Genomic DNA, 1,858 nt, shown 5'->3' with positions numbered 1-1,858 from the left:
GTTACAGGCTATAATCCCAAGGAGGCTGTGACATTTACGGATTTTACCCCTAGTGGAGGCGGGTCCCGAACCCGTTTCTTTATTAATGGGAGTAATTTTGAGACTAATCCTGATAATATTGCTGTAACTATCGGAGGTGTAAGTGCGAAGGTGATCGGTTCTAATGGCAAAACCATCTATTGTATGGTACCGAAAAGAGCATTTGAAAAAACCGTTAAGGTTTGTTTCCTGAATGAAAAGGGTGATACTTTGGTACGATATACCTTTGCAAAACCGTTTGACTATCAGGCAGCGACGCGTGTAGCAACTTTGATCCGCCAGGTTGATGATAATGGCAATTCTTTAGGTGATATTTCTGGTCCTTTTAAGGATGCGAGTGTGAATTCTGTGGATTTTATGGTCTATCAGGATCATGATGCCAATGGGCACAGGTGTATCTATCTTTCCGGATGGGATACAGGTATCCATAAATTGGATCTTATAGATCAGACTTATAGTCTGGTGCTTCCTATGAAATATAATGAGATGCGTAGTTTTTGTTTTACAGAGGAAGGTGATACGTTGCTTATGCCGGATGATAATGGGAATGCAACAGATAATACACGCCCAAATATTTATTATGCTCTTCGAAATGAAAACTTCCAGCGTGTCCGTCCGTATCATTATGGTCCGTGTGCTTATACCGTATGCTCCCATCCGGGGGATCATACGGTTTTTTACCAGTCTTGGGCGAATGGCGGCGTTTACAAGGTAAACGGAACTTACGATCCTTCAACTGGACAATACAAAGATAAATTATTGTTTAATTTATCGGGCTTTTTAAATGCTTCAGGAGGTTTAAAGGAGAATTTCATCATGCACCCGAGTGGAAAATATATGTATATTGTCGGCCCGGATATACATGCCATCCTGCGCTCAAACTATAATGAAACGACTAAGGAATTTGAATATCCGACCGTTGTATGCGGAAGTTGTAGTAGTAGGGGTTATGTGGAAGGTGTAGGGAGCGCAGCCCGTCTTGCCTATCTTTTTGTCGAAGGTTGTTTTGTCAAGAATTCTGAATATGTAAAGGAAGGTAAGGATGACCAGTATGATTTTTATTGGGCAGATTCCCATAATGACTGCATACGCAAACTTACTCCTGAAGGTGCAACTTCTCTGGTTGCAGGTCGTGCCCATATCAATAAGGATAATCATACATATGGCTATGTCAATGGTGATCCGATCCAGGAAGCGCGTTTATGGCAGCCTCGTGCAATTGCCTATGATCCTGTGACGAATACATTATATTTTGCAGAGACAAATCTGCATGACGTCCGTTATCTTTCTACTGAATAACACCTAATAATATAATCTATGAAAAAGATACTATCACTTTTATTGTTCACTGTGGTAAGCCTTGCCACTTTTGCCCAGGGCAAGATGGAAATTACGGGAACGGTGACCGATGAAAAGAATGAACCGATGATTGGGGTTACAATTTCTGTGAAGGATAGCCCCGGTATGGGTACGGTGACTGGACTGGACTTGACGGACATTATAAAATAAGTGTAAATCAATATTCCTACTTGATCTTTACTTATCTTGGATATGAAAAACAGGAAATCTTTATTAAAGATAAGAAAGTTATCAATGTTTCCATGAAGCCGAGTAAAGCGAATGTGCTGAATGACGTAATCGTGACAGGATTAGGAACTCGCAAAAAGATTACTGTCACGGGTGCTGTGACTACTGTTGATGTCGATCAGCTGAAGACTCCGACGGCAAGTCTTTCCAATGCTTTGGCGGGAAATGTCCCGGGAATTTTTGCACAGATGTCGTCTGGACAGCCTGGTAGCAATGTGTCGGAATTCTGGAT

3 protein-coding genes are annotated in these 1,858 nt (G+C 41.6%); all 3 read left to right on the top strand.

The features are described 5' to 3' along the window. Positions 1–1,338: IPT/TIG domain-containing protein (locus ACYRYG_RS13240; protein WP_460198479.1), on the top strand; the 1,338-nt coding region annotated here is incomplete at its 5' end. An 18-nt stretch (positions 1,339–1,356) separates the two neighbouring features. Continuing rightward, complete coding sequence (locus ACYRYG_RS13235; protein ID WP_460198478.1) at positions 1,357–1,548, top strand: hypothetical protein; 192 nt, start codon at positions 1,357–1,359, stop codon at positions 1,546–1,548. 92 nt (positions 1,549–1,640) lie between these two features. Next, positions 1,641–1,858, top strand: a 218-nt coding sequence (locus ACYRYG_RS13230) for a hypothetical protein (protein ID WP_460198477.1), incomplete at its 3' end; no start/stop codon positions are given.

Source organism: Segatella asaccharophila, assembly GCF_054687055.1.
The sequence above is the reverse complement of the archived record's forward strand: the minus strand, read 5'-3'. Positions and strand labels throughout refer to the sequence as shown.

Excerpts from the sequence above, each read along its gene's own strand:
- ACYRYG_RS13235 (WP_460198478.1), top strand. The coding sequence starts at position 1,357 with ATGAAAAAGATACTATCACTTTTATTGTTCACTGTGGTAAGCCTTGCC.